We start from the raw sequence: 25,487 nt of genomic DNA, 5'->3' as shown, positions 1-25,487 counted from the left end.
GGCGGCCCCGCGGCGCGGACCATCGACCGAGCCGCGGCCCTGGCGCGGCCTTTGGCCCTGCTGCTGGCGCTTGCCGCCTGCGCCGGTCCCGGACCGGAAATGCCGGCACGCCGCCCGCCGGCGCTCGCCGATCTGCCGCCGATTAAAACCTTCGTCACCCATCGCGTGACACCGCCCCAACGCTCGAACGCCGCCATCGCCCAGGACTTTCTCGACCTCGCCTTCCAGATGGAAAGCGGGCGCAGCCTGCCTTCCATGACGCGCTTCGAAGGGCCGATCACCGTCCGCGTCACCGGCCCTGCCCCCGCCAGCCTCGAACCCGATCTGGCGGCGCTGCTGGTCCGGCTCCGCCGCGAGGCCGGGATCGGGATCCGCCGGGTCGCCGCCGACGCGCCGGCCAGCATCACGATCGAGTTCCTGCCCCGCAGCCAGTTGCAGCGGCTGGTGCCGCAGGCCGCCTGCTTCGTGGCACCGCGCGTCTCCTCCTGGGAGGACTACCGGCAAAGCCGCCGCTCGGGCGAGGTCGACTGGACCACGCTGCCGGTGCGCGAACGGGTCGCGATCTTCATTCCCGGCGACGTCAGCCCGCAAGAGGTGCGCGACTGCCTGCATGAGGAACTGGCCCAGGCCATCGGCCCGCTGAACGACCTCTACCGGCTGCCGGATTCGGTCTTCAACGACGACAATTTCCACACCGTCCTGACCGGCTTCGACATGCTGATCCTGCGCGCCTATTACGCGCCCGAATTGCATAACGGCACCACCCGCGACGAAGCCGCCCGGGTGCTGCCGCGGCTTCTGGCCCGGCTCAACCCGCGCGGCGAACGCATCGGCGGAGGCGATCTGATGTCGCCGACGCCGCGGGTCTGGATCGACGCCATCGAGACCGCGCTCGGCCCCGGCACCGCCCCGTCGCAGCGGGTTGCGGCCGCCCGGAGCGCGGTCGAGATCGCCCGCACCCAGGGCTGGCGCGACACCCGCCTGGCCTTCAGCCTCTTTGCCTTCGGCCGCCTGGCGCTTGGCCAGAACAATGGCGAAACCTCGCTGGCTGCGTTCCTCGAGGCGGGCCAGATCTATGCCGCCCATCCGGTGACCCGCGTGCAATCGGCCCATGTGGCCATGCATATCGCGGCTTTCGCGCTGTCTGCCGGGCAGCCGGATACCGCCGTCCTGATCATCGACGATCACCTCGACGACGTGCAGAACGGCGAGAATGCCGCCCTTCTGGCCTCGATGCTGCTGATGAAGGCCGAGGCGCTCGACATGCTGGGCTGGCACAGGGAGGCCGCCGCGATCCGGCGCGACGCGCTTGGCTGGGCGCGCTACGGATTCGGCTCCGAGGACGAGGTGCGCGAGCGCATGGCGGAAATCGCCTGGCTGAACCCGGCCCAGTCCGACTGATCCGGGCCGACTGATCCGGGCCGACTGATCCGGGCTTTCCCCTTTCCGACGGCCCTGCCGGGCCCTATGCTCGGACCATGTTCCTGCCCTTTTTCCAGACGCTTCGCGCCACCGGCATTCCCGTCTCGCTGCGGGAGTATCTGAGCTTCCTCGAAGGGGTGAAGCTGGGCCTCGTCACCTATGACGCCGAGGGCTTCTACTATCTCGCCCGCACCGCGCTGGTGAAGGACGAACGCCTGCTCGACCGGTTCGACCGGGCCTTCGCTCAAAGCTTCGGCGGGCTCGAGGAAATCGGCCCGGGCGAGGTGCTCGAGGCGCTCGACCTGCCCGAGGACTGGCTGCGCAAGCTGGCCGAACGCCACCTGTCCGAGGCCGAGCGCGCCGAGATCGAGGCGATGGGCGGTTTCGACAAGCTGATGGAGGCGCTGAAGGAGCGCCTGAAGGAACAGAAGGAACGCCACCAGGGCGGCAACAAGTGGATCGGCACCGCCGGGACCTCTCCCTTCGGCGCCTATGGTTACAATCCCGAGGGCGTGCGCATCGGTCAGGACGAAAGCCGCCATCGCCGCGCGGTCAAGGTCTGGGACAAGCGCGAATTCCGCAATCTCGACGACTCGGTCGAGCTTGGCACCCGCAACATCAAGGTGGCGCTGAAACGATTGCGCCGCTGGGCGCGCGACGGCGCCCGCGAAGAGCTGGACCTCGACGGCACGATCCGGGCCACGGCCGATCACGGCTATCTTGACGTCAAGACCCGGCCCGAACGGCACAACGCGGTCAAGGTACTGCTGTTTCTCGACGTGGGCGGGTCGATGGACGACCATATCCGAGTCGTCGAGGAACTGTTCTCGGCCGCGCGGTCCGAGTTCAAGCATCTCGAGCACTATTACTTTCACAACTGCCTTTACGAAGGCGTCTGGCGCGACAACCGCCGCCGCTGGGACCGGGTCACGCCGACCGCCGAGGTGCTGCGGACCTACGGGTCCGACTACAAGTGCATCTTCGTCGGCGATGCCAGCATGTCGCCCTACGAGATCGCCTTCGCGGGTGGCGCGAACGAACACTGGAACGCCGAGCCCGGCCGGGTCTGGCTGGAACGCGCCCGGGCGCAGTGGCCGGACCATCTCTGGATCAACCCGGTGCCCGAACGGTACTGGCACTACACCCAGTCGATCGGCATGATCCGCGAGATCTTCGACAACCGCATGGTGCCGATGACCCTCGACGGGATCGAGCGGGGCATGAAGGCGCTGGGGCAGTAGGGAAGACGGCACGCAGACCCAAGGCACCTAAAGGGTCCGCCCGGGTCGATTGGATCTGCAAAATATCGGCGGAAGAGCCGCATCGCTTCGCGGCAGTGGCGGCTCGCGCCCGCTTTGGGATCAAACACCCTGCAGAAGACGCTCCGGAGACGTCTTCCGGGACGGTCCGCCCGGGCGCAGGCCGGGCGGGCCTCCGGCCGCCGGACTTGCCCGCATAGAGGAGCTGCGGTAACGTTTTGAGGAAGGCTTGGCCCGCGCCTCCTCCCTCCGAACGGGAAGTATCGCAAATACGGGGCAAAATGATCATCGAACCGTCTGTTCGGGCATCCGCATAAGGAGGGGTTGCGTTTCAGGCCCGGAATGGAGGTTCCGTGATGCGGCTTTCCGCACCTGTCTACAGATTGAAACGCCGGGCGAGGCTGCTGGCCCGCAAGGAGAACATCCCTCTGCACGAGGCGCAGGACCGCATAGCGCGCGAGGAGGGGTTCTCCGGGTGGAGCCTCCTCTCCAGCCGTTTGCCGGAATACGCACCCGCCGCGCCGTTGCTGCCCCGGCTTGCAGACGGGGACATGCTTTTGATCGGCGCCCGGCCCGGACATGGCAAGACCCGGCTCGGATTGCAGCTTCTTCTCGATGCGAGGCGCGCGGGACGACGCGCCGTCTTCTTCACGCTGGAATATACCGCCCGGGAGGTTCTGGAACGCATGAAGCCGATGGATCCGCAGGCGGCCGGTCCGGACCTGCCGGAGATCGTGACCTCCGACGGCATCAGCGCCGGTTTCATCTTCCGCTATCTCGAGGGCGCCCCCCGGAGCACCGTCGCCGTCGTGGATTACCTGCAAATCCTCGACCAGCAGCGAAGCAAGCCGCCCCTCGCGGAACAGCTGCTCCTCCTGCAGTCACTGGCCCAAGAAAGCGGGATCGTCCTGGGATTCATCTCGCAGATCGACCGCTCCTTCGACCCGGAGCGCAGCCCCGTGCCTGATTTCGGACACATCCGCGCCCCAAATCCGGTCCCGCGGGGAATTTTCACGAAGGCCTGTTTCCTGCATGCGGGCGAAGTCCGGATCGGGACTGTGGATTGAGACCACGGCCCCGGGCGCCGGACGGCAGCGCTCGCAGATCGGACGGGCGGCCGCCTGCCCGTCTTCCGCCATCCCCATGCCCGATGGCCGGAGCGCAAAAAGAAAAGGGCCCGCCGAAGCGGACCCGTCCAGAAACCGGAGCCGAAACGGCTCAGGTCTGGGGCTCGAAGCCAATATGGGTGCCCATCGCGACCATGTCGGCCAGCATCCGCGCCGCGGCGTCGACCACATCGGGATGCGCGTCGCGAGCGGCCGCACGGGCCTCGGCGACCATCTCGTCGATCATGTCCTGCGTCACCTCCTCGACCGGATGCGAGCGTTCGGCCAGAACCGTCGCCGCATCAGCGGTGATTTCGGCGAACCCGCCGGTGACGATGTATTTCTGCGATCCGCTCTCGGTGAAGACCTCAAGCAGGCCGGGGCGCAGGGTGGTGATCAGGGGCGCGTGCTGGGGCATCGCGGTCAGGTCGCCCTCGTAACCCGGAATGACGACCGAAGTCGCCCGCTCCGAGGCCACCCGGCGTTCCGGCGCCACCAGATCGAATTGCATCGTGTCGGCCATGTTGCCTCCTTGCAAGCAGGCGCCGGGCGGACGGTCCGTCCGGCGCCGTAAGCCCTATCAGGCCGCGTCGGCCGCCATCTTCTCGGCCTTGGCGATCACGTCGTCGATGTCGCCAACCATGTAGAAGGCGGCTTCCGGCAGGTGATCGTATTCGCCGGCCACGACCGCCTTGAAGGACGCGATGGTCTTTTCAAGCGGCACCTGGACGCCGTCCGAACCGGTGAACACCTTCGCTACGTCGAAGGGCTGGCTGAGGAACCGCTGGATCTTCCGGGCGCGGGCCACGGTCAGCTTGTCCTCTTCCGACAGTTCGTCCATGCCGAGGATGGCGATGATGTCCTGCAGCGACTTGTAGCGTTGCAGGATGCCCTGCACGTCGCGGGCCACCTGGTAATGCTCTTCGCCGACCACGGCCGGATCAAGGATCCGCGAGGTCGAGTCGAGCGGGTCCACCGCCGGGTAGATGCCGAGTTCCGAGATCGCACGCGACAGAACCGTGGTGGCGTCGAGGTGGGCGAACGAGGTCGCGGGCGCCGGGTCGGTCAGGTCGTCCGCGGGCACGTAGATCGCCTGAACCGAGGTGATCGAGCCACGCTTGGTCGAGGTGATGCGTTCCTGCAGCGCACCCATGTCGGTCGCCAGCGTCGGCTGGTAGCCCACGGCCGAAGGAATACGGCCCAGAAGCGCCGACACCTCGGAGCCCGCCTGGGTGAAGCGGAAGATGTTGTCGACGAAGAACAGCACGTCGGTGCCGGACTGGTCGCGGAACTGCTCGGCCAGCGTCAGGCCGGTCAGCGCGACGCGGGCGCGGGCTCCCGGAGGCTCGTTCATCTGGCCGTAGACCAGGGCCACCTGCGACTTGGACAGATCGTCGACCTTGATGACGTTCGACTCGATCATCTCGTGATAGAGGTCGTTGCCTTCACGGGTCCGCTCGCCAACACCCGCGAACACCGAGTAGCCGGAGTGCACCTTGGCGATGTTGTTGATCAGTTCCATGATCAGAACGGTCTTGCCCACGCCGGCCCCGCCGAAGAGGCCGACCTTGCCGCCCTTGGAATAGGGGGCCAGCAGGTCGATGACCTTGATGCCGGTCACGAGGATCTCGGACGAGGTCGCCTGTTCGGCGAATTCCGGGGCCGGCTGGTGGATGGCGCGGGTTTCCGACGCGTGCACCGGACCCTTTTCGTCGACCGGCTCGCCGATCACGTTGAGGATGCGGCCCAGCGTGGCGTCGCCCACAGGCACCGAGATCGGCTTGCCCGAGTCCGTGACCTTGGCGCCGCGCACGAGACCCTCGGTCGCGTCCATGGCGATGGTGCGCACGGTGTTCTCGCCGAGGTGCTGGGCCACTTCCAGCACCAGCCGTTTGCCGTTGTTCTCGGTTTCCAGCGCGTTCAGAATTTCGGGCAGGTGTTGGTCGAATTGAACGTCGACCACGGCGCCAATCACCTGGGTGACCTTGCCTACAGCATTTGCCATTGTCGTTTCTCCGGTTCCGTTAGAGCGCCTCGGCGCCCGAAATGATTTCGATCAGCTCCTTGGTGATCGCAGCCTGACGCGAGCGGTTGTACTCGAGGTTCAGCTTGTCGATCATGTCGCCCGCGTTCCGGGTCGCGTTGTCCATGGCGGACATCCGCGCGCCCTGTTCCGAGGCGCCGTTCTCAAGAAGCGCGGCGAAGATCTGGGTCGCCACCCCGCGGGGCAGAAGCTCGGCCATGATCTCGCCCTCGGTGGGCTCGTAATCATACATGGTCGAGCTGTCCTCGGGTTCGTCGAAGACGGCCGGGATGATCTGCTGGGCGGTCGGTTCCTGGCTGATCACCGACTTGAAGCGGCTGAAGAAGATCGTCGCGACGTCGAACTCGCCCTTTTCGAACCGGGCGATGATGTCCTGCGAGATGTCGCGCGCATTGCCGTAGCGGATGCGCTTGACCTCGCTCAGATCGACATGGCCCACGAAATGGTCGGCGAAGTCGCGCTTCAGCTGCTCGCGGCCCTTGCGGCCCACGGTCAGGATCTTGACGGTCTTGCCCTCGGCGATGAGGTCCTGCGCCTTGTGGCGCGCCAGACGCACGATCGACGAGTTGAAGCCGCCGCAAAGGCCCCTCTCGGCCGTCATCACGACCAAGAGGTGCACCTTGTCCGCTCCGGTGCCGACCAGAAGCTTCGGCGCATTCGCCGCCCCGGTGGCCGAGGCCGCGAGCCCGGACATGACCTTTTCCATCTGCGCGGCGTAGGGCCGTGCATTCTCGGCAGCTTCCTGGGCGCGGCGGAGCTTGGCCGCCGCGACCATCTGCATGGCCTTCGTGATCTTTCGCGTCGACTTGACGCTGGCGATCCGGTTCTTGAGGTCCTTGAGGCTAGGCATCTATCCTGATCCCATCCCCGCTCAGGCGAAGTTCTTGGCGAATTCGTCCAGCGCGGCGCGGATCTTGTCCTCGAGCTCGCCCTTCACCTTGCGGTCGTTGTTGGTGATGTCGTCCAGCAGCGCCTGGTGCTTGGTGCGCAGGAAGCTCAGCAGGTCCGCCTCGTAGCGGGTCACGTCCTTGACGGCGACCTTGTCGAGATAGCCCTGGGTCCCTGCGAAGATCACGCAGACGATTTCGGCGTTGGTCAGCGGCGAATATTGCGGCTGCTTCATCAGCTCGGTCAGACGCGCGCCGCGGTTCAGCAGCTTCTGGGTCGCGGCATCGAGGTCCGAGCCGAACTGCGCGAAGGCCGCCATCTCGCGATACTGCGCCAGTTCCAGTTTCACCGGACCCGCGACCGATTTCATCGCATTGGTCTGGGCCGCCGAGCCCACCCGCGACACCGACAGACCGGTGTTCACGGCCGGACGGATGCCCTGATAGAACAGGTCGGTTTCCAGGAAGATCTGGCCGTCGGTGATCGAGATCACGTTGGTCGGGATATAGGCCGACACGTCGCCCGCCTGGGTTTCGATGATCGGCAGGGCGGTCAGCGAACCGGCGCCGTGATCCTCGTTCATCTTGGCCGACCGTTCCAGCAGGCGGGAATGGAGGTAGAACACGTCGCCCGGGTAGGCTTCGCGCCCCGGCGGACGGCGCAGCAGCAGCGACATCTGACGGTAGGCGACGGCCTGTTTGGACAGATCGTCATAGATCATCAGGGCGTGGCGGCCGTTGTCGCGGAAGAATTCGCCCATCGCGGTGGCGGTGTAGGGGGCGAGGTATTGCATCGGCGCCGGGTCCGAGGCGGTCGCGGCCACGATGATGGAATATTCCATCGCGCCGGTTTCCTCGAGCTTCTTCACCAGCTGCGCCACGGTCGAACGCTTCTGGCCGATGGCGACGTAGACGCAGTAGAGCTTCTTGCTCTCGTCGTCGCCCGCGGCTTCGTTGTAGGATTTCTGGTTCAGGATGGTGTCGAGCGCCACGGCGGTCTTGCCGGTCTGACGGTCGCCGATGATCAGTTCCCGCTGGCCACGGCCGATCGGGATCATGGCGTCGACCGATTTCAGGCCGGTGGCCATCGGCTCGTGCACCGATTTGCGCGGAATGATGCCCGGCGCCTTGACGTCGCCGACGCGGCGCTCGGTCGTCGCGATCGGACCCTTGCCGTCGATCGGGTTGCCCAGGGCGTCGACCACGCGCCCCAGCAGCGCGTCGCCGCAGGGCACGTCCACGATCGCGTTGGTCCGCTTGACGACGTCGCCTTCCTTGATGGCACGGTCCGACCCGAAGATCACGATCCCGACGTTGTCGATCTCGAGGTTCAGGGCCATCCCGCGAATGCCGCCCGGAAACTCGACCATCTCGCCCGCCTGGACGTTGTCGAGGCCATGGACACGGGCAATGCCGTCACCCACCGACAGCACGCGGCCTACCTCTGCAACTTCGGCCTCCTGACCGAAATTCTTGATCTGCTCCTTGAGGATCGCAGAGATCTCAGCTGCTTGGATACCCATTTATCCGACCTCTTTCATGGTGTTCTGGAGTGCACTGAGCCGCGCGCGGATCGAGGTGTCGATCATCTTCGAGCCCAGTTTTACGATAAGGCCGCCGATGAGGCTTTCATCGACGGAAGCATTGATCTTGACGTCCTTGCCGGCGTTCTCTTTCAGCGCGGCGGCCAGCGCGGCGCGTTGCGCCTCGCTCAGCGGCCGGGCCGACACCACATCGGCGCTGATCTCGCCCTTGGCCTCTGCAATCAGGGCGCGCAGTTCGGCGACCATCTGCGGCAGAACGAACAGCCGCCGTTTCGAGGCCATCAGTTGCAGCGTGTTCGCCATCATCCGGCCCAGCCCCATTTTCGACGCAATGGCGTCTATGGCCCGGGCCTGATCGTCACGCGAATAGATCGGCGACGAAATCAGGTCTCGAAATTCCCCGCTTTCAGCCAAGGCCGCGTCGAGCGCGTCGACATCGGCTTCGAGTGCGGAAATGGCATTGGCTTCCCTGGTGATGTCAAACAGCGCGGTGGCATAGCGCTTGGCAATGCCGGACGAAATCGAAGCTGGTTCGGACACGTCAACCCTTCCGATGTCTTAAGGCCCCTCGCATGCCCGTTAAACTCCCGGACGGGGCAGATCAAGCGGCGCGCCCGGTCGGGCACGCTCCGAAATCGGCGTGGGTGTAGCAGAGGAGGATTGACCTCGCAACCGCCTAGAACGGCAGAATGTTGCAGGGGGTAACGGTCACGCCACAACGGGCCGCAAGACCCTCGGGTGCCGCCGGGGCAACCGCGCCCGGTGCGGCGGCGCGCGGCGGCCCTCAGGCCGCGGCGCGGACCGCGAAAGCCCATGCCCGCTGGCCTCTCAGGCGGGTTCGGCGCCGGGCTGGGGCAGACCATCGAGAATGCGCAGCGGCCGGGGCCGCGGATCCTTTGTCGCCAGCCCCGTCGGCCGGTAGACTCTTTTGGTCGCCTCAACCATCAGCACGCCGCCCGCATAATAGGCAGACATGCGTTGCCCTGCGTTTTCCCAGATCCCGGCGGTTTTAAGCCAGAATCGCCTGGCGGTCGGCGGCGAAAACAAGGCGGCGCGATGGGCCTCGGGTTCGAACCCGTGCTGACGCAATTGCGCCTCGAGCTGGCCGGAACTGTAGGGCCGGCCGAACCCGAACGGCGTGCCGTCCCGACGGGCCCAGAGGCCCGACCGGTTCGGCACGATGAAAAGCGCCCTGCCCCCTGGCCTGAGAACTCGCAGCGATTCCTCAAGCACCGCGCCCGGATGTTCGCTGGTTTCAAGACCGTGCAGCAGCACCAGCTTGTCGACGAACCCGTCGGGCAGCGGCCAGGCGGTTTCTTCGCACAGGACCGAGACGTTTTCCTCGCCCGCAGGCCAGGGCATCACCCCCTGCTGGCCGGGCATCAGCGCCACCACCCGGCGCGCGCTGGCCCTGAGCGGCCGCAGCAGCGGCACCGCAAAACCGAAGCCCGCGACCGTCTGGCCCTTGGTCTCGGGCCAGATCTCGCGCACCTGCTCGCGGATTGCCCTCTGCGCCACGCGCCCCAGATTGGTGCGGTAGTAGAAGTTCCTCAGGTCCAGAACGTCGAGATGCATTGCCGCGCGGCTGCCTCTGGGCTTTGGGTCTCGGGTCCCAAGATAACCAAGACGAACGAGAATGCCATGCCCCTAGAGATCGTCACCGTCCCCTGCCTCAGCGATAACTACGCCTATCTCGTAAAAGGACCCGGCGGGGCCCTTCTGATCGACGCGCCCGAGGCGGGCCCGATTGCCGAGGCGCTGGAGTCGCGCGGCTGGGGCCTTGATGCGATTCTGATCACTCATCACCATCACGACCACGTGGGCGGCGTCGCCGAACTGCGGACACGTTTCGGTGCACAGGTGATGGGTCCGGCGGCCGAGGCGGCGCGGCTGCCGCCGCTCGACCGGGCGCTGGCCGAAGGCGACCGGATCGGCGAGGGCCCGGCCGAGGCCGAGGTAATCGCGGTGCCCGGCCACACGCTCGGTCACGTCGCCTACCTCTTTGCCGGCGGAAACGCGGTCTTCACCGCCGACAGCCTGATGGCCCTGGGCTGCGGCCGGTTGTTCGAGGGCACGCCCGCGATGATGTGGGACAGCCTGACGAAACTGGCCGCGCTGCCGCCCGAGACCCTTGTTTTCTCAGGCCACGAATATACATCAGCGAATGCCCGCTTCGCCATGACCGTCGAGCCCGGCAACGACGCGCTCCGCGCCCGTTCGGCCGAAATCGACCGGCACCGCGCCGAGGGCCGTCCGACCGTACCGGTGCCGCTTTCCGTCGAACTCGCAACCAATCCCTTCCTGCGCGCAGGCAGACCCGAGTTGAAGGCGGCGCTGGGCCTGGAGACCGCCGCCGATGTCGAGGTCTTCGCCGAGATCCGCGCGCGCAAGGACAGGTTCTGAGGCTCGCGCCGCCCCGGCGGCCCTGCCGAAAAACCGGGCGAACCGGAAACGGCGTCCAAGTTTTGAACAGAAAAAACTTGAAGCGGGCCAACAAACACCAAAACTTAATCCTAAGGGGCCAAGGTGGAGGAACGGCAATGCCCGCCTCTGCCACAGAAGGAAAGGAGCACGTCCCGTGCCTTCATTCTCAAACACTCTCGAGCAAGCCATTCACGCTGCGCTGGCACAAGCCAATGCGCGCCGACACGAGCTCGCCACTCTCGAACACCTTCTCCTGGCACTGATCGACGAGCCCGACGCGGCCAAGGTGATGAAGGCCTGCTCGGTCGATCTCGAGGATCTGCGCAAGACGCTCACCGAATTCATCGAGGATGAACTGGCGACGCTCGTGACCGATATCGAGGGCTCCGAGGCGGTGCCGACAGCGGCGTTCCAGCGGGTGATCCAGCGCGCCGCGATCCATGTCCAAAGCTCGGGCCGGACCGAAGTCACCGGCGCGAACGTCCTGGTCGCGATCTTCGCCGAACGGGAATCGAACGCCGCCTATTTCCTGCAGGAACAGGAAATGACGCGCTACGATGCGGTGAACTTCATCGCCCATGGCGTGGCCAAGGACCCGTCCTTCGGCGAACACCGCCCGGTGACCGGCGCCTCGGAATTTGAGGAAGAGCCGCAGGTCGGCGCCGCCCAGACCGAAGCCGGCGAGTCCCGGGAATCCGCGCTGGCCAAGTACTGCGTCAACCTGAATGCCAAGTCGCGCAAGGGCGATATCGACCCGCTGATCGGCCGCGACCAGGAGGTCGAGCGCTGCATCCAGGTGCTGTGCCGCCGCCGCAAGAACAACCCGCTGCTGGTCGGCGATCCGGGCGTTGGCAAGACCGCCATCGCCGAAGGGCTCGCCCGCAAGATCGTCAGCGGCGAAACCCCCGAGGTGCTGTCGAAGGCCACGATCTTTGCGCTCGACATGGGCGCCCTGCTGGCCGGGACCCGCTATCGCGGCGATTTCGAGGAACGGCTGAAGGCGGTGGTTACCGAGCTTGAGGATCACCCCGATGCGATCCTCTTCATCGACGAGATCCATACCGTGATCGGCGCCGGTGCGACCTCGGGCGGGGCGATGGATGCCTCGAACCTGCTGAAGCCCGCGCTGCAAGGCGGCAAGCTGCGCTGCATGGGCTCGACCACCTACAAGGAGTTCCGCCAGCATTTCGAGAAGGACCGCGCACTGAGCCGCCGGTTCCAGAAGATCGACGTGAACGAGCCCTCGGTCGAGGATGCGGTCAAGATCCTCAAGGGACTCAAGCCCTATTTCGAGGAACATCACGAGGTCAAATACACCTCCGACGCCATAAAGTCGGCGGTGGAACTGGCCGCACGCTACATCCATGACCGCAAGCTGCCCGACAAGGCCATCGACGTCATCGACGAGGCGGGCGCCGCCCAGCATCTGCTGGCAGAAAGCAAGCGCCGCAAGACCATCGGCACCAAGGAGATCGAGGCCGTCGTGGCCAAGATCGCCCGGATCCCGCCGAAGAACGTCTCGAAGGACGATGCCAAGCTGCTGAAGGACCTGGAAACGACGCTCAAGCGCGTGGTCTTCGGCCAGGACAAGGCCATCGAGGCGCTGTCTGCCTCGATCAAGCTGGCCCGGGCCGGTCTGCGCGAACCCGAAAAGCCCATCGGCAACTACCTCTTTGCCGGGCCCACGGGTGTCGGCAAGACCGAGGTCGCCAAGCAACTCGCCTCCAGCCTCGGGGTGGAACTGCTGCGCTTCGACATGTCCGAATACATGGAGAAACACGCCGTCAGCCGTCTGATCGGCGCGCCTCCGGGCTATGTCGGCTTCGATCAGGGCGGCATGCTGACCGACGGCGTCGATCAGAACCCGCATTGCGTGCTGCTGCTCGACGAGATCGAGAAGGCGCATCCGGACGTGTTCAACATCCTGTTGCAGGTGATGGACCACGGCAAGCTGACCGATCATAACGGCCGGCAGGTCGATTTCCGGAACGTGATCCTGATCATGACCTCGAATGCCGGGGCCGCGGAACAGGCCAAGGCGGCGATCGGCTTCGGCCGCGACCGGCGCGAAGGCGAGGATACAGCCGCCATCGAGCGGACCTTCACGCCCGAGTTCCGCAACCGGCTCGATGCGGTAATCTCCTTCGCGCCACTGCCGAAAGAGACCATCCTGCAGGTCGTCGAGAAGTTCGTGCTGCAGCTCGAAGCCCAGTTGATGGACCGCAACGTCACCATCGAGCTGACCCGGCCCGCTGCCGAATGGCTGGCCGACAAGGGTTACGACGACAAGATGGGCGCCCGGCCGCTGGCTCGCGTCATCCAGGAGACGATCAAGAAACCGCTGGCCGAAGAGTTGCTGTTCGGAAAGTTGGCCAAAGGCGGTGTGGTCAAGGTCGGCGTCCGGGATGGCGAGATCGACCTCAGGATCGAGGAGCCCGAGAAACGACGCCTCGATTCATCGAAAAAGCCGCCTCTTCTGACGGCGGAATAGGCGGCAGACAGCCCCTTTCGCGGAAAAGAGGCGCGGCGTTTCTCCGCCGCGCCTTTAATTTGCACGAACGCAAGAAGCGGATTGTGGACTCCTGCGGCCTGCCGCCAGGCTCCGGACACATTCATCGTCAACGCCAGAACATGACGGTGGCAGGGAGAGCGACCGCGGAGATGAAAACCTTTGGGCCTCTGTCCTAATGGTCGCTGCTCGCGGCCCGTCCTTGAGCCTGTCAAGCATGATCTCTCTCCGGTTGCGACGTTTGCACCGGCGCTTGTCGTATTTGACGGGCTTGCCGCGGGATTTTCGGTCCGGGATGCAGAGCCTGATCCCCTTTTCTTTCAGGTCGTCTCGGAACCAATCGGCATCATAGCCTCGGTCGGCGAGCAGCCAGTCCCCTGAGGCAGGCGGCTCAGCAGCACGGCCGCAACGGTGTAATCGCTGGCGTGGCCGGTCGTTATGAAGCACTTGACTGGAGGGCCTCTGGCGTCCGTTATGGCATGCAGTTTGGTGTTCAAGCCGCCCTTGGTCCTGCCAATCACGCCCATGCCGCCTTCGCGCTGCAGGCTCGACGCCGTGCGATGGGGTTTCAGATGCCCGAGGAGATCGTTCTTGACAACGGCCTCGAAAGCAGCAGCAAGGCGATGTTCGATTGGACCGAACGTACCGGCCTGCGTTTACGGTTCATCGAGCCCGGCAAGCCGGTCCAGAATGCCTTCGTCGAGAGCCTCAACGGCAAGTTTCGGTATGAATGCCTGAACCTGCACTGGTTCCGGTCGCTGCGCCGGGCCCGCGAAGAGATCGGCCGCTGGCGCCATCACCACAACACCGCGCGCCCGCATTCGGCGCTCGGATACCTCTCACCAACGGAGTTCCTGACCAAGACCACCGCTCGGGCGCTTGAGACTCTTGCGGTCTCCGCGTCGCCGCTCAACACTCAAACTCGACCGGAACATTCTGGATCGCCCCGGCCCTAATCGCGGGGGAAGGTCAGACTTACCATGGCTCTTCGGGAGTTTGGAGGATCAGAAAACAGTTCGGGGGACTGTTTTCCCGACGAAGGTTTCACCCGCTCCATCCGTTCGTCCGTCAGCCAGAAAGGATTGGTCATGAAGCCCTCACCTGTTTGGGAGCGTGAATCACGCCGACAGAGCGGCATCAAGCAAATCAGTGGGTCCCGACCCTAATGGACTGTCATCGTTTGAAGCCCGTTTCATGCACAGCCCGGATCGCTGGAACCGCCGCATGCTTGCTTTTCGCCCCGGATTGGTTTCGCCTCAAATACGTCTGCCGATGCCATGCGAAGCAACCGCGACCAGAAATGTCGAAGGGTCGGCGTTCCCGCAATTGTCATCCCCTCAGCGTGACAGCGATCTGGCTCCGACGCACGAGGAGGGTCACCCGATACACCGACCTTCGACCGCGCTGGCGGCCCGCACGCGCATGCCGCAACCGGGACCCGGAGATCGCTCGGGGTCACGCCTGAGTTGAGTGCGGTGTTCCCGCCTCACCTGTTTATGAGAGGGCGGCTCGGAGATCTCATTTCCTGCGAAGCGCAGAGAGTGACTTTCTCAATGAAAGCGCATTTTGAGGTTCTCACGAACCAGCGCGAGAGCCAGCGGCGGAACCGGAAGTGCCCGATGCCCTGAAGGTGGAGATTGTGGCCGACACATTGCGTCCGGGCGCGACCGTGAACGACCTGGCCGCGCGGCACGGGCTTCCGGTAAGCCATAATTTAGCCTGGCGGCAAATGGCGCGCGCAGGAAAGCCCGTGCGTCCCGCGCCGGGCGATGCCGCGGAGTTCGTGCCGCCGATGGTGGCGCCGCCGGAACCTGTGGCTGCCACGGGTTAGGGCGGCGGCATCGAGATCGCCGTCGCCGTGGTGACCGTACGGCTCGAGCCCGGCGCTGCGGATGAGCGGATCGCCGCCGTGTTGCGGCTATTGGCATGATCCGGTCCGACCGGGTGTGCATCCTGATCGCGACAATGCCTTTGACTGCGGACGCATGCGCAAGACTGGCAAGAACGGGACGGAAGGGCTCGACACCATCCCCGCGCGGCTGCGGTTCATTGGCACCATGCGGCCCCGCTATGCCTGCCGCACCTGCACTTCTGAGCACCCGACGAGGCGATTGACGCAGCACATCCGCAACAGCGAATCGACGCACGTCTGCCGTGCAATTCCGGGCCCTCAACCTGAGCCCCCATGATCCCGACAAAACGCTTACCCCGAGTTCTGGTGGCGAACCGATTGCCGCCCGCAGATCCGCACAGGTCCCTGCGAATGACGGGGCCAGACTGTCCGACCTTTATAAACTGCCACTCAGACATAGGCTTCTCGCCGGAGAACACAGATCAGTTGTGAACATCGGAAAAATCGCATCCCTTGTCGCGACTTGCCGCGAAACCGATCTCCACGGACGGGGACCTTTCACGCACGACAAACCACCCTATCCTTCCCCCGTCTCCCACTTGCCTGGCGGCGCCATCGGAAGCCCGGGTCAGCGCTCGACAGGGTCGCGCAGAACTCGCAGCGGTGTCAGCCGAGGCGTGCAAGCGAGGGGAAGGTCTCCAGCAACCAGTAGCTGAACGCGCTGAACGCGCCGGTCAACAGGGCCAGCCCGACCGCAATCAGCAACACGCCCATGGCGCGTTCGATCAGGGCCATGTGGCGCTTGAGACGGTTCATCACCCCCATCGCCCGCTGAATGAAAAGTGCGGCCAGCAGGAAGGGAATGCCAAGCCCCGCCGCATAGACCGCCAGCAGGACGGTCCCGCGCGAGACGCTGGCCTCGGAGGCCGCGAGCGACAGGATCGCGCCAAGTTGCGGCCCGATGCAGGGAGTCCATCCGAAAGCAAAGGCCAGTCCCAGCAGATAGGCCCCAAGAGCCGAGCCGCCGCGATCGCCCGCATCGACCCGCATCTCGCGGTCCAGCAGCGGAATCCGGAAGACATGCAGGAAATGCAGACCGAAGACGATCACCACCGCGCCCGATACCCGGGCGAAAAGCGTCTGGTTCTGCAGGAAGAATGCCCCGAAGGCCGAGGCGGTGAACCCCAGCAGCAGGAACACGGTCGAAAGCCCCAGCACGAAGAAGAGCGCGGCCACCGTCGCACGCCGCCGTGCCGCCCCGGCCGCGGTCAGTTCGCCCATCGTGATCCCGCCCATATAGGCCAGGTAGGGCGGCACGATTGGCAGCACGCAGGGGCTGAGAAAGCTCAGCAGGCCCGCCGCCAGCGCCACCAGCATGGCGGGCAGAAGCCCCGCGTCGATCAGCTCGATTCCGAACATTGCCCCTCCGTCGCCCGGTCCCCGGTCTCTTGACCTCGCTTCGGTCCTAGCCGAAGCCGGTTCATTCGTCACGGGCGACGGTCTCACAAAGCCGTGGACATGTGGGCGCATCGAGCCTAAGCGCGGCGCCATGGCGGAAGAGATCGAAATCGACGTGCGGGGACTGAAATGCCCGCTTCCGGTGTTGCGGGCGCGCAAGGCTCTGGCCGGTCTCGCGCCCGGGGGCCTTCTGCGGCTTCGGGCGGACGACCCGGTCGCGGTGATCGACATTCCGCATTTCTGCCGGGAGGCCGGGCACGCGCTGATCGCGGCCGAGGACGACGACCCGGACGCGGCGGGCGCCACGCTTTACCTGATCCGGAAAGGTTAGGCCCGGCCCCCGAAGGGCGCCGGGCCTTGACCGTGCCTGTAGGTCTTCCCGGTGCCGCCGGTCAGCGACCGAGCGACCACCAGCCGCGCCGCTTGGGCGCGTCGGACTCGTCGGCTTGAGGCTCTTCAGCCTGCGTTTCAGGCTCGGGCTGCGCCTCCGAAGGGGCTTCGGCCACGGGGTCTGCGGGCTCCACCGGCTCGGGCGCATCTGCGGTCCCGGTGGTGGCCTCGGTGGTGGCTTCGGGGCTCTGCTCCTCCTCCGCCAGGGCCGTTTCGACAGCCGGTTCGGGATCGGCCGACGGTTCGGGTGCAGCTTCGGGCGCCGGTGCGGGCAGGTCCTGCGCCGACGGCTCGACAGCCTCGGCCGCGGCCTCCGTCACCCCGTCGGTTTCGTTCTCGGTCCGGTCGGACTTGCGGCCGCGCGACCGGCTCCGCCGGGTCCGGCGGGGCTTGTCGTCGGATTTCTCCTCGGCCTGAGCGGCCTCGTCCTCGCTGTCGCCGGCCTCGCGCGGTTCGGCTTCGGCCTTATCCCCGGCGTCGCCGTCATCCTCGCCCTCGGCATCGTCCTCGGCCGAACCGGCCTCGAAGCTCTGGTCGTCCCCGCCTTGCGAGGGTTTCTTGCGGCGGCGGCGGCGGCGGCGCTTCTTGCCGGGCTTGTCGTCACCCTTTTCGTCGGCCTCGGGCTGGGCGGCGGTCTCGACGACCGGCGCCTCGTCCTCTTCCTCCTCCTCGACCGGGTCGGGCATGTCGCTCATGTCCAGCGACACGACCGGCGTCACCACCTCGGGCACCGACCGGGTCGCGGTCTTGAACCGTTCGATAGAGAAGTCGGGCGAGATCAGGAAGGGATCGGCCTCGATCCGCACCGACAAGCCGTAGCGGGCCTCGATCTGGGCGACATGCTCGCGTTTCTGGTTCATCAGGAAGTTGACGATGCCAATCGGTGCCTTCAGCAACACCTCGCGCGACCGGCCGCGCACGCCCTCTTCCTCGATCTGGCGCAGGATGCTGAGCGCCAGGTTGTCGTCAGACCGGATCAGCCCGGTACCGTGGCAATGCGGACAGGGCTGCGTCGTGGCCTCGATCATGCCGGGGCGCAGACGCTGGCGCGACATCTCGAGAAGGCCGAAGCCAGAGATGCGGCCCACCTGAATCCGCGCACGGTCGGTTTTCAGCTTGTCCTTCAGGCGCTTCTCGACGGACGCGTTGTTCTTGCGCTCTTCCATGTCGATGAAGTCGATGACGATCAGCCCCGCGAGATCGCGCAGGCGCAGCTGGCGGGCCACTTCCTCGGCGGCCTCGAGGTTGGTCTTGAGCGCGGTCTCCTCGATCGAGCCTTCCTTGGTGGCCCGGCCCGAGTTGACGTCGATGGCGACCAGCGCCTCGGTCACGCCGATCACGATGTAACCGCCCGAGCGCAGTTGCACCACCGGGTTGAACATCGACGACAGATAGCTTTCGACCTGATAGCGCGCGAAAAGCGGCATGGGGTCGGTGTAGTGCTTCACGTTCTTGGCGTGGGACGGCATGATCATCTTCATGAAGTCCTTGGCCAGACGATAGCCGCCCTCGCCTTCCACCAGAACCTCGTCGATCTCGCGGCTATAGAGGTCGCGGATCGAACGCTTGATCAGGTCGCCTTCCTCGTAGATCGGCGCGGGCGCGATGGATTTCAGCGTCAGCTCGCGGATCTGTTCCCAGAGCCGCTGCAGGTATTCGTAGTCGCGCTTGACCTCGGACTTGGTGCGCTTGGCGCCCGCAGTCCGGATGATCAGGCCCGCGCCTTCCGGAACGTCCAGCTCCGACGCGATTTCCTTCAGCTTCTTGCGGTCGACGGCATTGGTGATCTTGCGGCTTATCCCGCCGCCCCGCGCCGTGTTCGGCATCAGCACACAGTAGCGGCCAGCCAGCGACAGGTAGGTGGTCAGCGCCGCGCCCTTGTTGCCGCGCTCTTCCTTGACGACCTGGACCAGCATGATCTGCCGGACCTTGATCACTTCCTGGATCTTGTAGCGCCGGGCGCGCGGCTTGCGCGGACGGATCTCTTCGGTGACGTCCTCTTCGGCGACCGACTCGATCTGGTCGTCGTGATGCACCTCTTCGGGACCCTCATCGTCCGCCTCGGCGGCGGGCACGGCGGGCGCCTCATCCTCAGCCTCGTCGGGCTTCTTGCGCGATCCGCGACGGCGGCGGCGCGACGAGGACTTGCGGCCCTCGGAGGCGCTTTCCGAAGACGGCTCGTCGGCCAGGTCGCTCGCGGTTTCGTCGTCCTCGCCCAGATCGACCACGTCCATGCCGGGAATGCCGGCGCCCGGCTCGCGGGTCTCGACCGGATCGTCGCTATGGGCCGTCATCGCCATGACGGTGGGCGGGGTATCGTCGTCCTCCCCCTCGTCGCCGTCCGCCGCTTCGGCGGCATCCGTCTCAGGGTTGTCCGCGTCGTCGTCGGAAACCGCATCGGAAGGCCCCTCGGCCTCTTCGGCGTCGGGTTCGGACGCGCTGTCGTCGTCCGCATCCTCGGCGGACGCGGAGAGTTCCTCGATCTCGTCTGCGGGATCCTCGTCCCCGTCTTCGGTGTCGAACGCGCCCTCCTCGGCCTGATCGCCGGAGGCAACAGCGGGGCCCGACGCCCCACTGCCCGAGCGCGGCTTGCGGCGCGACCGGCCGCGACGCTTGGGCTTGTCGCCCTCGCCATCCTCATCATCGAGGTCCTCGGCCAGCGCGCGTTCCTCGGCCAGCAGGGCCTCGCGGTCGGCGACGGGGATCTGGTAATAGTCGGGATGGATTTCCGAGAAGGCCAGGAAGCCGTGACGGTTTCCGCCGTAATCGACGAAGGCCGCCTGGAGCGACGGCTCGACCCGGGTGACTTTCGCTAGATAGATATTGCCAGCGAGCTGGCGCTTGTTGACCGACTCGAAATCGAACTCGTCAACCTTGTTTCCGTCCACCACGACAACGCGGGTTTCTTCCGCGTGGGTGGCGTCGATGAGCATCTTCTTTGCCATTGGATCTCTTTGCACCACGGCAGGTCGCTCGGCCCCGGCGGGGCAGAACGGCCTGGTGGGTGTCTTGTTGGGGCGTCAAGGCGTGCATGTGAGGCGCGGGCGGCGGCGTCAAGCCGTCTGCGTCCCTGCCTCGTCATCTCTGCACGCTCCATCGCGGTTCGTCTCCGATGCCGCGTCAAGCGGCATCCATTCGGTTGTCCCGGCGTCATTTCCGCGCCGGAATGCGGTTGGCCGAAACCGGCCAGATCGATCTGTTCCTTGCGGGCAACGGGCCTCTGGGCCCTGCGCCGCGCGAAAAAACAGCGAAACTCAAAATCTTCCGGAGCGGCCGACAGGCGGCACGGTCCTCCGTCAGTTGACATTAGCGGGTGGAGACGGTCAAAGACAATGCCTTTTTCCACACGCCGCAGTTGCGGGTCAAAGATAGTCCGACCGACTAAGGCCATACTTGGCCATCTTCTCGTTCAAGGTACGCCGCGGAAGGCAAAGCTCTTCCATCACCGCCGCAATCGAGCCCTTGTGCCGCCGCATCGTGTTGTCGATCAGCATGCGCTCGAAAGCCTCAACATATTCTTTCAGCGGCTTGCCTTCCGTCGTCATTACCGGCTGGCTGGCCTCGTTATCGGCCATCAGAAGGCTCGCGATGGTGCCCGAACCGCGCCGGTTCTGCAGCACCGCGCGTTCGGCGATGTTGATCAGCTGGCGCACATTGCCCGGCCAGGGCGCCTGCATCAGCTGGGCGGCCTCCTGCGCGGTCACCTCGGGCGCGTCGCAGCCATATTCCTCGGCGAACTGGTCGCTCAGCCGGTTGAAAAGCGTCAGGATATCCTCGCCCCGATTGCGCAGCGGCGGCAGGGTGATCTTCATCGCCGCAAGCCGGTAGAAAAGATCCGGACGCAGCATGTCCTCGACGGTCTTGTCCTGCTCCTGCAAGTTCGAGACCGCGATGATCCGGGTTTCGGCGGGGCTGCCCTGTTCGTTGATGAAGGTCAGCAGACGGGCCTGCAGCGTCGGAGACAGCGCGTCGATATCCTCAAGGCACAGCGTTCCGCCGCGAGCCTCCTCGACCGCCGGAAGCGTGGTCGAGCCGTCCTCGATCGGCCCGAAAAGCCGCGCGGTCAGCGCCTCGGGATCGAAGGCGGCACAGGCGATCTGGACGAACTTGCGCCCGGCGCGCGGCCCCACTGCATGCAACGCATGGGCAACAAGCGTCTTGCCGGTGCCGGTTTCGCCGTCGATCAGCACATGGCCATCGGCCTGCCCCAGGTCGAGAATGTCCTCGCGCAGCCGCTCCATCACCGCCGAGGACCCGATCAGCTTCTTGACCAGAACTGTGCCGTCGCCCAGCTCGCGCCGCAGCGCCCGGTTGTCGAGCGCCAGCCGCCGGGTCTGGCTGGCCCGCTTGGCCAGTTCGGTCATGCGGTCGGGGTTGAACGGCTTTTCCATGAAGTCGAAGGCACCGATCCGCATCGCCTCGACCGCCATGGGCACATCGCCATGGCCGGTGATCATGATGACGGGCAGCGAGGAATCCTGGCTCATCAACCGCTTCAGAAAGGTGATCCCGTCCATGCCCGGCATCTTGATGTCGGTCACGACGACGCCCGGATAGTCGGGCCCGATCTCTTTCAGCGCATCCTCCGCCCGGGCGTAGGTGGCGGTCTCGAATCCGCTCAGGGCCAGCCATTGGCTGATCGACTGACGCATGTCCTGTTCGTCATCGACGATGGCGATCTTCATGGCCTGAGGCATGTGCTGCTCACTCCGCGGCTTCTTTGTCCTGGTTCAATATGGGAAGCTGCACCTCGAAGACAGCCCCCTCTTCGCGCGCATTGCGGGCTGTCAGGCGGCCGCCAAGGTCGGCGACGATCCCCGACGAGATGGCAAGCCCGAGCCCGACGCCGTCCCCGGGCTGCTTGGTGGTGTAGAAGGGTTCGAACAGCTTGTCGATGTCCTCGATCCCGTGACCGTTGTCGCGCACGGTCAGCGTCGCGGTTTCGCCCGACGACAGGATCAGGTCGATCTGCGGCACCGGGCTTTCGCGGGTCGCGTCAAGCGCGTTGCGCAACAGGTTGATGATCACCTGTTCCAGCCGGATGCGGTCGGCCATCACCATCACCGGCTCGCGCGGCAGCGACCGGGTGATCGTCACCTTCCGCCGCTTGAGCTGCGGCTCCATCATCGACAGCGCGCCAGAGACGCAGGACCGCATGTCCAGCGGTTCGAACGCGTCGCCGCCCTTCCGGGCATAGCTTTTCAGCTGGCGGGTGATCGCGCCCATCCGCTCGATCAGGTCGTCGATCCGCTGGAACGAGGACAGCGCCTCGTCGGGGCGCTTGCGCTGCAACAGCAGGCGTGCGCCCGCCAGATAGGTCTTCATGGCAGCGAGCGGCTGGTTCAGCTCGTGGCTGATCGCGGCAGACATCTCGCCCAGCGCAGCCAGCTTCGAGCTTTGCTCCAGCGTCTGCTCGGCCACCTCGAGGTTCTTCTCGGCGCGCTCGCGTTCGGCGATCTCGCGTTGAAGGCGCGCGTTCAGCTCGCGCAGCTCGACCGTCTCGCGCTGATAGCCCAGCGACTTCATCTGCGCCCGGCGCGACAGCAGGTAGAAGGACAGCGCCAGCAGCATGGCGAAGCCCATGATCTCGAGCGCAAGCACGGCATTCACCTTGTCGCGGATCGAGACATAGGGCGTGAACGAGATGATGCGCCAGCCGCGGAAGGGTATCCGCGCCTCGTTGCGCATCACCGCCTCGCCCATCACATAGGCATCGGGCGGCAGCGCGCCCCAGTCGGCGGTCGCCTGGATGGCACGCGCCACGGCCGAGGGCGCCGAGCGCGCGTCGAGCGCCTCATTGACCAGCCGCCCGCGCCAGCGCGGTTCGGTGGCGAGGATGATCTGGCCCTCGCTGTCGGTCACGATCACCGCGTCCGAAATGCCCGCCCAGCTTTGTTCGAACTTGGCAAGATCGACGCCCACCACGATCACGCCCGCCTTCTTGCGGTCGACCGTGATGGCGCGCGAATAGGTGAAGGTGAAATTCCCCGCTTCGGCGCGCGAGGTGATGAAGACGGTATCGTTCGACCTCAGCGCCTCGACATAGAACGGGGCCGACCGCAGATTGGTGCCGATGGTCGAGCGGTCGGTCGCGGCCACCACACGGCCGGTATCGTCCAGAAGCTGCAGCGAGGCGGCACCGATTTCATCGACATAGGAAATCAGCAACTGCGAGCTTTGCGAGAAGTCGACATTCTCCAGCGCGCGAATCAACGTGGGGTCGCGCGACAGCAGCAGCGGCACCACCGAGGCGCGCTGCAACTCGCTGACGACGTTGCCCGAATAGAGCGCCATCCGCACCTGCGCCCGGCTGCGCGTGCTTTCGGTGAAACGGTCCGTCAGCCAGGTATTTGTGGTCCAGACCGTCGCGACCGCGATCAGGATGAGGAGGCAGACCGCAACGCGCACGATCCAGACCCCCCGCAGGGGATATGCGGACCGATAGGGGCTGCGCGTGGGACCGGACATGCCCGCAAATTACGCTTGCGCGAAGGAACGCTCAAGCGGCGCGGGGTCACGCCGGGACGAGTGCGCCCAGAAGCGAGCGGAAAAGCGCCGCCCCGTCGGTATTGCCATGCGCGGGTTCCGCCGCCCGTTCGGGATGCGGCATCAGGCCCAGCACCCTGCGGTTTTCCGACAGGATCCCGGCGATGTCGGCGGTCGCGCCGTTGATCGGTTCGGCATAGGTGAAGGCGATGCGGTCCTCGGCCCTCAGACGTTCCACCAGATCGGCATCGGCCACATAGTTGCCGTCGTGATGCGCGACCGGAATCGCGATGCGCTGGCCCTTGGAATAGCCGTCGGTGAAGGCGCTGTCGGCTGTCTCGACCGTCAGCGGCACCGACCGGCAGACGAACTTGAGCCCGGCATTGCGCATCAGCGCGCCCGGCAGGACGCCGGTTTCGGTCAGCACCTGAAAGCCATTGCAGACCCCCAGCGCATAGCCGCCGCGGGCGGTATGCTCGATCACCGCGCGGGTGATGGGCGAGCGCGCCGCGATGGCACCGCAGCGCAGGTAGTCGCCGAAGGAAAACCCGCCCGGGATACCCACCACGTCGACACCCTCGGGCAGCGCGCTGTCCTTGTGCCAGACCATGGTGACCTCGGCGCCCGCGTTGCGGAAGGCCATGGCAAGGTCGCGGTCGCAGTTCGACCCGGGGAAGACGAGAACGGCGGCTTTCATGGGCGGGTTCCTCTGTGGCGGTTCTCAGGCGAGAAAATTGGTGATCACGGCAACGCCGGGCGGTGCGGGGGCATCGAAAGCGGCCAGTTCGCCACTGGCCTCGGTCAGTTTCACGCGGCGGCCGATCAGCGGCGTCAGGTCCACATGCCCGCCGTCGATCAGCGACAGCAGCGAGGGATACTTCCAGGCCGCCATGCCGCGGGTGCCGTAAACGGCCAACTGGCCAGAATAGACCGCATCCATCGGCAAAGCCATCGTGGTGTTCTTGCCCGTGGGCATGCCGACCTGCACCATGCGCCCCAGCTTGCGCAGGGATTTCATGGCGCCGATTGTGGTCTCGGGGATACCCAGCGCCTCGATCGCCACATGGGCGCCGCCGCCGGTGACCTCGCGCACCGCCTCGGCCGCGTCCCCGGCGCGCGCGTCGATCACCGCATCGGCGCCCAGCGCGACCGCATAGTTCAGCTTGTCGGGCACCACATCGACGACCGCGACCCGCGCGCCCAGCGCCCGGCCCAGCATCAGCGCCGAGATCCCGACCCCGCCGCCGCCGAAGATCGCCAGCCATTCGCCCGGCCGCAGCGCGGCGCGCCCGGTCAACGCCTGCCAGGCGGTCGTCACCCGGCAGCCAAGTGCGGCGGCCAGCGCCGGCTCCATGGTTTCAGGCAGCGGCGTCAGGTTGGTATCGGCAAAGGGCACCGCAATCAGTTCGGCGAAGGCGCCGGCCTGGGTGAAGCCCGGCAGCACCTGATGCGCGCAGATCGTCTGATGCCCCGAGGCGCAGTCGGCGCAATGGCCGCAGGCCAGGATGAAGGGCGCGATGACCCGGTCGCCGACCTGCCAGCGGGTCACCCCGGGCCCGACCTCTTCGACCACGCCGCAATATTCGTGGCCCGGGATCAGCGGCAGCGACACGTCCGGATCGGCGCCCGTCCAGGAATGCCAGTCCGACCGGCAGATGCCGCAGGCCAGGACCTTCAGGACCACCCCGTCCTTGGGGCAGTCCGGGTCGTCGACCTTCGAGACCTCCAGCGGCTTGCGCCAGCCGGTGAGGACCGCGGCCCGCATCGCTCAGACGATCTCGATGTCGTAGCGTTCGATCACCGTGTTCGCGAGCAGCTTCTCGCACATCTCGCGCACCCGCGCCTCGGCCGCGGCCTTGTCGGTCGCGTCCAGATCGAGGTCGATCACCTTGCCCTGCCGGACCCCGCCGACGCCCTCGAAACCGAGCGTTCCCAGGGCGTGGCGCACCGCCTCGCCCTGCGGGTCGAGCACGCCGTCCTTCAGCATGACATGAACGCGGGCCTTCATCGGGTCGTCCTTCCTTGTATTGTCCTGGTGCTGTCCCGGCGCCCGGCGCAGTCACCGGGCGCGGTCTTTGGTGGCCGTCTGTCGCGGCGGGCGCGCGG

The 25,487-nt window shown here is 66.0% G+C and carries 21 protein-coding genes and 2 pseudogenes; 9 read left to right on the top strand and 14 right to left on the bottom strand.

From position 1 onward, the window contains the following. The first annotated feature begins 99 nt into the window (after positions 1–99). The 3 genes from BYZ73_RS02885 to BYZ73_RS02875 all read left to right on the top strand — a co-directional run bounded on the left by BYZ73_RS02885 (position 100) and on the right by BYZ73_RS02875 (position 3,748). The gene (locus BYZ73_RS02885) at positions 100–1,401 is read left to right on the top strand and encodes a DUF2927 domain-containing protein (RefSeq protein WP_245943042.1); all 1,302 of its coding nucleotides are present in this window, start codon (positions 100–102) and stop codon (positions 1,399–1,401) included. Between the two features lie 77 nt (positions 1,402–1,478). Then, positions 1,479–2,663, top strand: coding sequence for a vWA domain-containing protein (locus BYZ73_RS02880; RefSeq protein ID WP_112314837.1), 1,185 nt, complete (start codon positions 1,479–1,481; stop codon positions 2,661–2,663). Positions 2,664–3,037: 374 nt separating this feature from the next. Continuing rightward, complete coding sequence (locus BYZ73_RS02875; RefSeq protein ID WP_112314836.1) at positions 3,038–3,748, top strand: DNA helicase; 711 nt, start codon at positions 3,038–3,040, stop codon at positions 3,746–3,748. Positions 3,749–3,899: 151 nt separating this feature from the next. Here BYZ73_RS02875 and BYZ73_RS02870 read toward each other — a convergent pair whose 3' ends face one another. The 6 genes from BYZ73_RS02870 to BYZ73_RS02845 form a co-directional block, all read right to left on the bottom strand. Beyond that, on the bottom strand, positions 3,900–4,310 hold the full coding sequence (locus tag BYZ73_RS02870; RefSeq protein ID WP_112314835.1) for a F0F1 ATP synthase subunit epsilon: 411 nt from the start codon (positions 4,308–4,310) through the stop codon (positions 3,900–3,902). Positions 4,311–4,367: 57 nt separating this feature from the next. Continuing rightward, complete coding sequence (atpD, locus tag BYZ73_RS02865; RefSeq protein ID WP_112314834.1) at positions 4,368–5,792, bottom strand: F0F1 ATP synthase subunit beta; 1,425 nt, start codon at positions 5,790–5,792, stop codon at positions 4,368–4,370. Positions 5,793–5,811: 19 nt separating this feature from the next. After that, positions 5,812–6,681 (bottom strand): F0F1 ATP synthase subunit gamma, encoded by an 870-nt coding sequence (locus BYZ73_RS02860; RefSeq protein WP_112314833.1) that lies wholly within the window; start codon positions 6,679–6,681, stop codon positions 5,812–5,814. Positions 6,682–6,702: 21 nt separating this feature from the next. Further along, on the bottom strand, positions 6,703–8,241 hold the full coding sequence (gene atpA / locus BYZ73_RS02855; protein ID WP_108027032.1) for a F0F1 ATP synthase subunit alpha: 1,539 nt from the start codon (positions 8,239–8,241) through the stop codon (positions 6,703–6,705). Further along, a complete protein-coding gene (locus BYZ73_RS02850; RefSeq protein ID WP_112314832.1) occupies positions 8,242–8,802 on the bottom strand; it encodes a F0F1 ATP synthase subunit delta in 561 nt (186 codons plus the stop codon). It lies immediately after the preceding gene. Positions 8,803–9,090: 288 nt separating this feature from the next. Then, positions 9,091–9,837, bottom strand: a complete 747-nt coding sequence (locus tag BYZ73_RS02845; RefSeq protein WP_112314831.1) for a class I SAM-dependent methyltransferase — start codon at positions 9,835–9,837, stop codon at positions 9,091–9,093. A gap of 66 nt (positions 9,838–9,903) precedes the next feature. Here BYZ73_RS02845 and gloB point away from each other — a divergent pair, with 66 nt between their 5' ends. Both gloB and clpA read left to right on the top strand, forming a co-directional pair. After that, positions 9,904–10,665: a hydroxyacylglutathione hydrolase gene (gloB, locus tag BYZ73_RS02840; RefSeq protein WP_112314830.1), complete on the top strand. Its 762-nt coding sequence runs from the start codon at positions 9,904–9,906 to the stop codon at positions 10,663–10,665. Positions 10,666–10,840: 175 nt separating this feature from the next. Further along, on the top strand, positions 10,841–13,177 hold the full coding sequence (clpA, locus tag BYZ73_RS02835) for an ATP-dependent Clp protease ATP-binding subunit ClpA (RefSeq protein WP_112314829.1): 2,337 nt from the start codon (positions 10,841–10,843) through the stop codon (positions 13,175–13,177). A gap of 127 nt (positions 13,178–13,304) precedes the next feature. Here clpA and BYZ73_RS02830 read toward each other — a convergent pair. Beyond that, a pseudogene (locus BYZ73_RS02830) lies at positions 13,305–13,770 on the bottom strand (IS5 family transposase); the annotation flags it as partial. Between BYZ73_RS02830 and BYZ73_RS23690 the strand changes: the two are divergent. The 3 genes and pseudogenes from BYZ73_RS23690 to BYZ73_RS24075 all read left to right on the top strand — a co-directional run. Further along, positions 13,771–14,049: pseudogene (locus tag BYZ73_RS23690) on the top strand (integrase core domain-containing protein); the annotation flags it as partial. A gap of 758 nt (positions 14,050–14,807) precedes the next feature. Further along, complete coding sequence (locus tag BYZ73_RS02820; protein WP_112314827.1) at positions 14,808–15,026, top strand: transposase; 219 nt, start codon at positions 14,808–14,810, stop codon at positions 15,024–15,026. Between the two features lie 61 nt (positions 15,027–15,087). Continuing rightward, positions 15,088–15,384, top strand: coding sequence for an IS66 family transposase zinc-finger binding domain-containing protein (locus tag BYZ73_RS24075; RefSeq protein WP_112314826.1), 297 nt, complete (start codon positions 15,088–15,090; stop codon positions 15,382–15,384). Between the two features lie 329 nt (positions 15,385–15,713). On the opposite strand, the gene BYZ73_RS02810 is transcribed toward BYZ73_RS24075, so the two are convergent. Further along, complete coding sequence (locus tag BYZ73_RS02810) at positions 15,714–16,466, bottom strand: cytochrome c biogenesis CcdA family protein (protein WP_112314825.1); 753 nt, start codon at positions 16,464–16,466, stop codon at positions 15,714–15,716. A 130-nt stretch (positions 16,467–16,596) separates the two neighbouring features. Between BYZ73_RS02810 and BYZ73_RS02805 the strand changes: the two genes are divergently transcribed. Further along, positions 16,597–16,836, top strand: a complete 240-nt coding sequence (locus tag BYZ73_RS02805) for a sulfurtransferase TusA family protein (RefSeq protein WP_112314824.1) — start codon at positions 16,597–16,599, stop codon at positions 16,834–16,836. A 61-nt stretch (positions 16,837–16,897) separates the two neighbouring features. On the opposite strand, the gene BYZ73_RS02800 is transcribed toward BYZ73_RS02805, so the two are convergent. From BYZ73_RS02800 to purS, 6 genes are all read right to left on the bottom strand, one after another. Next, a complete protein-coding gene (locus BYZ73_RS02800) occupies positions 16,898–19,840 on the bottom strand; it encodes a ribonuclease E/G (protein ID WP_112314823.1) in 2,943 nt (980 codons plus the stop codon). A 417-nt stretch (positions 19,841–20,257) separates the two neighbouring features. Continuing rightward, positions 20,258–21,592, bottom strand: a complete 1,335-nt coding sequence (locus BYZ73_RS02795) for a sigma-54-dependent transcriptional regulator (protein WP_108027012.1) — start codon at positions 21,590–21,592, stop codon at positions 20,258–20,260. 7 nt (positions 21,593–21,599) lie between these two features. Beyond that, positions 21,600–23,363, bottom strand: a complete 1,764-nt coding sequence (locus BYZ73_RS02790) for a sensor histidine kinase (RefSeq protein ID WP_108027010.1) — start codon at positions 23,361–23,363, stop codon at positions 21,600–21,602. A 46-nt stretch (positions 23,364–23,409) separates the two neighbouring features. Beyond that, a complete protein-coding gene (gene purQ, locus BYZ73_RS02785; RefSeq protein WP_108027008.1) occupies positions 23,410–24,078 on the bottom strand; it encodes a phosphoribosylformylglycinamidine synthase subunit PurQ in 669 nt (222 codons plus the stop codon). A gap of 24 nt (positions 24,079–24,102) precedes the next feature. Then, positions 24,103–25,146 carry a zinc-dependent alcohol dehydrogenase family protein gene (locus BYZ73_RS02780; protein WP_112314822.1) on the bottom strand — a complete coding sequence of 348 codons (1,044 nt, stop codon included), beginning with the start codon at positions 25,144–25,146 and terminating at the stop codon, positions 24,103–24,105. Between the two features lie 3 nt (positions 25,147–25,149). Then, positions 25,150–25,389 (bottom strand): phosphoribosylformylglycinamidine synthase subunit PurS, encoded by a 240-nt coding sequence (purS, locus tag BYZ73_RS02775; RefSeq protein WP_108027003.1) that lies wholly within the window; start codon positions 25,387–25,389, stop codon positions 25,150–25,152. Positions 25,390–25,487: the final 98 nt, after the last annotated feature.

Origin of the sequence: Rhodovulum viride (genome assembly GCF_003265965.1) — a bacterium.
In the GTDB taxonomy this organism is placed as follows: Bacteria; Pseudomonadota; Alphaproteobacteria; order Rhodobacterales; family Rhodobacteraceae; genus Rhodovulum; species Rhodovulum kholense.
The sequence above is the reverse complement of the archived record's forward strand: the minus strand, read 5'-3'. Positions and strand labels throughout refer to the sequence as shown.

Coding starts and splice junctions, on each gene's coding strand:
- BYZ73_RS02885 (WP_245943042.1), top strand. CDS start 100: ATGCCGGCACGCCGCCCGCCGGCGCTCGCCGATCTGCCGCCGATTAAA.
- BYZ73_RS02880 (WP_112314837.1), top strand. CDS start 1,479: ATGTTCCTGCCCTTTTTCCAGACGCTTCGCGCCACCGGCATTCCCGTC.
- BYZ73_RS02875 (WP_112314836.1), top strand. CDS start 3,038: ATGCGGCTTTCCGCACCTGTCTACAGATTGAAACGCCGGGCGAGGCTG.
- BYZ73_RS02870 (WP_112314835.1), bottom strand. CDS start 4,310: ATGGCCGACACGATGCAATTCGATCTGGTGGCGCCGGAACGCCGGGTG.
- atpD (WP_112314834.1), bottom strand. CDS start 5,792: ATGGCAAATGCTGTAGGCAAGGTCACCCAGGTGATTGGCGCCGTGGTC.
- BYZ73_RS02860 (WP_112314833.1), bottom strand. CDS start 6,681: ATGCCTAGCCTCAAGGACCTCAAGAACCGGATCGCCAGCGTCAAGTCG.
- atpA (WP_108027032.1), bottom strand. CDS start 8,241: ATGGGTATCCAAGCAGCTGAGATCTCTGCGATCCTCAAGGAGCAGATC.
- BYZ73_RS02845 (WP_112314831.1), bottom strand. CDS start 9,837: ATGCATCTCGACGTTCTGGACCTGAGGAACTTCTACTACCGCACCAAT.
- gloB (WP_112314830.1), top strand. CDS start 9,904: ATGCCCCTAGAGATCGTCACCGTCCCCTGCCTCAGCGATAACTACGCC.
- BYZ73_RS24075 (WP_112314826.1), top strand. CDS start 15,088: ATGAGCGGATCGCCGCCGTGTTGCGGCTATTGGCATGATCCGGTCCGA.
- BYZ73_RS02810 (WP_112314825.1), bottom strand. CDS start 16,466: ATGTTCGGAATCGAGCTGATCGACGCGGGGCTTCTGCCCGCCATGCTG.
- BYZ73_RS02805 (WP_112314824.1), top strand. CDS start 16,597: ATGGCGGAAGAGATCGAAATCGACGTGCGGGGACTGAAATGCCCGCTT.
- BYZ73_RS02800 (WP_112314823.1), bottom strand. CDS start 19,840: ATGGCAAAGAAGATGCTCATCGACGCCACCCACGCGGAAGAAACCCGC.
- BYZ73_RS02795 (WP_108027012.1), bottom strand. CDS start 21,592: ATGCCTCAGGCCATGAAGATCGCCATCGTCGATGACGAACAGGACATG.
- BYZ73_RS02790 (WP_108027010.1), bottom strand. CDS start 23,363: ATGTCCGGTCCCACGCGCAGCCCCTATCGGTCCGCATATCCCCTGCGG.
- purQ (WP_108027008.1), bottom strand. CDS start 24,078: ATGAAAGCCGCCGTTCTCGTCTTCCCCGGGTCGAACTGCGACCGCGAC.
- BYZ73_RS02780 (WP_112314822.1), bottom strand. CDS start 25,146: ATGCGGGCCGCGGTCCTCACCGGCTGGCGCAAGCCGCTGGAGGTCTCG.
- purS (WP_108027003.1), bottom strand. CDS start 25,389: ATGAAGGCCCGCGTTCATGTCATGCTGAAGGACGGCGTGCTCGACCCG.